Source organism: Desulfomonilia bacterium (genome assembly GCA_036567785.1).
Classification (GTDB): Bacteria; Desulfobacterota; Desulfomonilia; order UBA1062; family UBA1062; genus DATCTV01.
Map to the genome: position 1 here is coordinate 164,767 of DATCTV010000043.1, position 6,132 is coordinate 170,898.

Annotated in this window: 4 protein-coding genes; 1 reads left to right on the top strand and 3 read right to left on the bottom strand. The window is 46.7% G+C overall.

Annotated features, from left to right (window positions below; translation table 11 throughout):
• Positions 1-15 precede the first annotated feature (15 nt).
• From fbp to VIS94_12935, 3 genes are all read right to left on the bottom strand, one after another.
• Positions 16-1,035 carry a class 1 fructose-bisphosphatase gene (gene fbp / locus VIS94_12925; protein ID HEY9161972.1) on the bottom strand — a complete coding sequence of 340 codons (1,020 nt, stop codon included), beginning with the start codon at positions 1,033-1,035 and terminating at the stop codon, positions 16-18.
• 14 nt (positions 1,036-1,049) lie between these two features.
• Entirely contained in the window at positions 1,050-1,955 is a 906-nt protein-coding gene (locus tag VIS94_12930; protein ID HEY9161973.1) for an MBL fold metallo-hydrolase, read from the bottom strand.
• Between the two features lie 88 nt (positions 1,956-2,043).
• The gene (locus VIS94_12935; GenBank protein HEY9161974.1) at positions 2,044-2,754 is read right to left on the bottom strand and encodes a formate dehydrogenase accessory protein FdhE; all 711 of its coding nucleotides are present in this window, start codon (positions 2,752-2,754) and stop codon (positions 2,044-2,046) included.
• A 183-nt stretch (positions 2,755-2,937) separates the two neighbouring features.
• Between VIS94_12935 and fdnG the strand changes: the two genes are divergently transcribed.
• Positions 2,938-6,012: a formate dehydrogenase-N subunit alpha gene (gene fdnG, locus VIS94_12940; protein HEY9161975.1), complete on the top strand. Its 3,075-nt coding sequence runs from the start codon at positions 2,938-2,940 to the stop codon at positions 6,010-6,012.
• Positions 6,013-6,132 lie beyond the last annotated feature (120 nt).

The window sequence follows — 6,132 nt, forward strand, 5'->3', positions numbered from 1 at the left end:
TTTAATTTTCTGCGATTACTCCATATTATTTTCTTTTGCAAACGCTTCGTACTCTTTAACATCCTCTTTTGAACCGATAATCAAAGGCACCCTCTGATGCAGCTTTTGCGGAACGATATCAAGGATGCGTTCATATCCGGTGCTAGCATATCCTCCCGCCTGTTCGGCGATAAAGGCAAGCGGATTCGCCTCATAAAGAAGCCTCAATTTCCCGGATGGTTTTTTAGGATCAATGCTGTCCTCTGGATAAAGGAATATGCCGCCCTTCAGAAGATTCCTGTGAAAATCGGCAACCAGTGATCCGATGTATCTCGAAGAATACGGTTTTTTAATATGCGTTTTATCCGTCTTGATATGGTCGATGTAAGCCCTGGTGCCTTTCTTCCAGTAATTATAGTAGGACTCGTTCACGCTGTATATCTTTCCCCGTGATGGTATCTTTATATCCGGGTGCGAAAGAACGAACTCACCCACACTGGGGTCGAGGGTGAAGCCGTTGACACCGTTGCCCGTCGAATAGACCATCACCGTTGAGCTTGAATACATTACATAACCGGCGCCGAACTGCTTGTATCCGGGCTGCAGACAATCTTCAAGAGTCCCGTCACCTTTGTTTGAAATTCTTTTATATATAGAAAAAATCGTGCCTATGGAGACATTCACATCAATGTTCGACGACCCGTCAAGGGGATCGAACATCACCACATATTCACCCTTCGGATAACCTTCAGGGATGAGTACAATGCCTTCATCTTCCTCGGAAGCCATAACACAAACCTTGCCGATGTAGCTTAAGGCATTGATAAAAGCCCTGTCGGCAAATACATCGAGTTTCTGCTGTTCATCGCCTGTTATATTCTGTGCACCTGCCGAGCCCAGAATATTTTCCGCAAGACCTGCCTGTGAAACCTGGGCGGAAACCACCTTTGCAGCCAGAACTATCTGGGTCAGCACCGAACTGAAATCACCCGTTCCGCCATATATTCTCTGTTCTTCAATTATATGCCGTTCAATAGTCATCAGAATATCTTTCATTGGTAAGCCTCCGTTTATTGTTGAATGTTCATGTTTCTTGCAAGCCAGCCTGTCATCTGGTCGACAACCATTTTCAGAACATCCCGCGGCAGAAAATATTCGCCTGCATTTTCAGCCATCCAGCCGGTAATTTCCTCGGACGTCATTTCCGCGTTGTGTGTCCTTTTCAATGAATCTTCGATCATTTTTCTGGTTTCAATTGCCGCCTCGATTGATTTCGGAATAAATGATTTTGCATCATCGCCTGTAAAAGCCCCATAATGTTCCGCACCGTGAAAATCCACATCAAAGCCTGCCATTTTATCAAGACTTGCCTGATACAGATCAAAATTAGAATTTGCCGCAGCAAAAACCTGTCCCTCAAATGGAATGCCACCCGCATCGGAAGCAAAAAGGGCCTTCAGTTCAGGGACATATACTGCGATCGAACATGTGCTGTGACCGGGCACCATCAAGAATTGAAGCGTCAGATCCCCGATTTTTCTTATTTCTCCATCTGCCGGAGTGTCGTCAACCGGTATGCTGTCGAAATCAAACCCCAGCTCATTTGCTCTATCCGAAAGTCCGGCATTTGAAAGGAGCATGAAATTGATGTTTTTTATTGCATCAATAACCACTGATCTGGCAAGCTGTCCGGCCCCTCTGGCTGATGATGTCACGCTCGCCCACGGCCATCTCTTTTTCAAATAAGGAATTACTCCTACATGATCAAAGTGCGTGTGATGTATGACAAGGCGGCTTATTTTTCTCTCGTCGATCCCTGTTTCGGCGATCTGATTTTTGATATCAGGAACAATATATGTCATCCCGCCGCCCAGGATTGCATATTCTGTCCCGCCATCGAGAAGGTAGATGCATGATTCCCTTCGACCCAGAAGCGTAATACGCTCGGTTATTTTTCCGGGAGAGCTAAATTTCATGATGGCTCCTTGATTTAAGTTACATCATGTTGAGAAATGATATCCAACATTATAAGGTTTCCCGGCGAATCGACAAGCAGAAACTGCTTCAGGGAACAGGGGTAAAACCTTCTTGTTTTGCAAGCTCGTCCAGCTCAAGCGTTATTGCATCCATAGTTTCTGCATCGGTTGATATTTTATCCTTTGCATCAACAACCTTGATAAAACAGCTGCATTCCCTGCAGAAATAAACCCTCACACCCACAATGCCCTCAGCCTCGAAGAAGCCAAGCCTCTCATGGTCCGTATTCCCGCAATAGGTACACCGGATCCTGGGAAATCTCCATGAAAATCCGCAAAGGGGACAATGAAGAACCCGTTGCGACTCCTCGTCAAAAGCAATGCGTGCATGCGTGCCGCAGAATGCGCACCTGCCTGAATGCGTTTCAATCTTTTCTGGCCCGGGAGAGGCTTCCCTCAGTTTCCGCAGAACTGCCCTGAGCGCATTATTAAGGAGGGCACCGATTGCGGTACTGTCTGATTCAGGGACATTGATGCTGCCACCCCAGATAAATGCATCAGCAGCGGATATCATATCAAAAGCCGGTTTCGTTTTAAAATGATTCCCCCATGCCGTCATGCATATTTCAGCTAAAACAGGCACAATCTGCTTAAAATCACCTTCCGAAATTTCTACAGTATTAATTGCCGGAAGTCTGAAATTTTTACAGACAGAATTTATGCTTTCATAAAGGCTTTTTGCCGAGAGAATGCCTTCCCTGTCATCCGGATATGTTTTTAATATCAGTTCCCAGTCCATTAACAGACCTTAGGTTAGATACCCCTTCAAGTCAAGCCTCAATGAGACCCTTGATATCTATACCTATAACATAAAATATTCTTGTATTTATGTGTCAAATTGCATAATTCATTCCCCTTGATTTAACTTGAATTATTGAATAACGTAATCAAGTCCATAAAATAACTTTATAGGAGAGGATGCATGGAACTTACCAGAAGGGGTTTCCTTAAACTTTCCGGCGGTAGCCTTGCAGCAGCGGGAATCGGCGTCAGTATAGGCGTACAGCCTGTTCTGGCCCAGCCGAAAAAAGTCCGCTATGCAAAGGAAGTAACTACCATCTGCCCTTATTGCGGCGTCGGATGCGGAATTATTGCCCAGGTCAGCAACGGCAAGGTTATAGGTACGGAAGGTGATCCTGATCACCCGATAAACAAAGGCTCGCTCTGTGCAAAAGGTGCGGCGCTTTACCAGATAGCGAACAATGAGAACCGCATGAAAAAAGTTCTCTACCGTGCCCCAGGTGCAGATGCATGGGAAGAGAAGGAATGGGATTGGGCCATTGATAACATTGCCCGCAAGATAAAAAAGCTCAGGGATGACAATTTTATTCTTACAAATGAAAAAAATGAGGTCGTCAACCGTCTTGAAAGCATTGCGGCAATAGGCGGAGCCGCACTTGATAATGAAGAAGTTTACAGTTTAACAAAGATGAACCGCTCCTTAGGCCTGGTTTATGTCGAACACCAGGCCCGTATCTGACACAGCGCCACCGTCGCCGGTCTGGCGGCATCATTTGGTCGCGGTGTTATGACAAATCACTGGATAGACATTCAGCATTCTGATGCAATCCTTATCATGGGTTCCAACGCAGCTGAAAACCACCCGATTTCCTTTAAATGGGTAAATGAGGCAAGAAAAAACCGAAAGGCCAAATTGATCAGCGTTGACCCGAGATTCACAAGAACATCTGCAACAGCCGATATTTACGCCCGTATAAGACCAGGAACGGATATAGCGTTCCTTGGAGGCATGATTAATTACCTTCTTCAGAAGAACAGGATTCAGGAAGAGTATGTCAGGGAATACACCGATGCCGGCTTCCTGGTAAATCCCGACTTCAAGGGACCTGTTGATCTGGATGGTGCTTTTTCAGGGCTTGTCGGTTCTAAATATGATCCTGCAACTTGGAGCTATCAGGTCGATGAAAACGGCACTCCAATAAAAGACCCGACCCTGCAGAACCCCAACTGTGTATTCCAGCATTTAAAGAGACACTATTCCAGATATACAACAGAGAAAGTATGCGCTATTACGGGGACCGACCCGAAGGATTTTGAAGCGGTCTGCGATGCTTACACCTCAACATTCAAGCCTGAACTTTCAGGCACAATCCTTTATGCGATGGGAACAACCCAGCATACCTACGGTTCGCAGAATGTTAAGGCCTATACAATACTTCAGCTCCTCCTGGGCAATATCGGCGTTGCAGGCGGCGGCATCAATGCCCTGCGAGGCGAAAGCAATGTTCAGGGTTCAACCGACCACGGAGCATTGTTCCATATATTGACAGGCTACCTGCCTTATCCGACGGCAAGCCTTGCTACAGCAGCCGCATATAATGAGAAAAACACACCACAAAACAAAGACCCGAAAAGCGTAAACTGGTGGGGCAATCGTCCCAAATATCTGGCAAGCCTTATGAAGGCATGGTGGCGTGATGTCGATGTTGAAACCGCTTACAGCTATCTGCCCAAAATAGATGATGGAAAGAACTATTCCTATCTGCCTTTGTTTAACGCAATGGCAAGGGGCAAGATAAAAGGTCTTATGGCATGGGGTATGAATCCGGCCGTAGGTGCACCGAGCTCCAAGATGGTGAGGAGGGCGCTTTCAAAACTCGACTGGTTGGTAGCTGTTGACCTGTGGGAAACCGAAACGGCCTCATTCTGGCAGAAGGAAGCAGGGGTGAATCCTGCTGACATAAAAACTGAAGTATTCCTTCTTCCGGCTTGTTCATCCATTGAAAAAGAAGGTTCGATATCCAACTCAGGGCGCTGGGCGCAGTGGCGCTATAAGGCCATCGATCCGATAGGGCATTCCGAAGACGACCTGTGGATAATCAACCAGCTCGTATTGAAACTGAAGGAACTCTACAAAAAAGAAGGCGGCGCATTCCCCGACCCGATACTGAACCTGACATGGAAATACGGCGCCCTTGCCGACAAACCTTCTCCAAGAGAGGTTGCAAAAGAAATTAACGGCTATTTTGTTACAGATAAAGACATTGAGGATCCCGTTACGAAAGAGGTTAAAAAGTTCAAGGCAGGCGATATGGTTCCCTCATTCGCAATGCTTCAGGATGACGGTTCCACATGCAGCGGGTGCTGGGTTTACTGCGGTTCTGTCAATGACAAGGACAATCTCATGATGAGGCGCGATCCGGCTGACCCGACAGGTCTGGGAATGTTCCATAACTGGTCCTGGAGCTGGCCTGTCAACAGAAGGATCGTTTACAACCTTGCCAGCGTTAACCTCGAAGGAAAACCCTGGGCAAAAGACAAGCCGGTTATCTGGTGGAATGCCCTTAAAAAGGCCTGGGCCGGCGATATTCCAGACGGAAAGAGCGATCCCGGCGATAAGTATCCGTTCATCATGAATTCACATGGACATGGTATGCTTTTCGGGGCAAGCCTGAAGGACGGACCGTTCCCCGAGCATTATGAACCGCTCGAATCGCCTGTCAAGAATTTGATGTCAAAATACCAGGTCAACCCTGTCATCAAGCGCTTCGACGAAGATGTCAAGAAGGAGCAATGCGATCCGTTCATTGTTGAAGGGTGTATCGCTGCGACACTTGATAATCCAGACTCAAAGAACTTCCCGATTATCTGCTCGACCTACCGTGTCGTTGAGCACTGGCAGACAGGCCAGATGACAAGATGGATGCCCTGGCTCTGCGAGATGATTCCGAACCAGTTTGTGGAAATGAGCGAAGAACTCGCCAGGGAAAAGAAGATTAAGAATGGAGATAAGGTAAAACTTTCTTCCATCAGGAACCTGGAAGGAATCGAGGCAGTGGCGATTGTCACAAAAAGGCTTAAACCTTTCTCTATAAACGGTGCTACACATCATATGGTCGGAACCACATGGCACTTCGGGTATAAGGGACTTGTCACAGGCGGAAATGCAAATGACCTCACTCCATTTATAGGAGATGCGAACACGATGATACCGGAATACAAGGCATTTCTGGTGAATATTGAGAAGGTTAAATAGGGGGTGAGCCATGACAAAGAGTGAGAACAGTTCAAAATATATAAAGCTTGTTGATGTAACTAAGTGTACTGGGTGCAGGGGCTGCCAGGTTGCATGCAAGAACTGGAACGGTCTGCCTGC

Bases quoted from the DNA above. Each gene is read 5' to 3' on its own strand.
- VIS94_12930 (HEY9161973.1), bottom strand. From the start codon at position 1,955: ATGAAATTTAGCTCTCCCGGAAAAATAACCGAGCGTATTACGCTTCTG.
- fbp (HEY9161972.1), bottom strand. From the start codon at position 1,035: ATGAAAGATATTCTGATGACTATTGAACGGCATATAATTGAAGAACAG.
- VIS94_12935 (HEY9161974.1), bottom strand. From the start codon at position 2,754: ATGGACTGGGAACTGATATTAAAAACATATCCGGATGACAGGGAAGGC.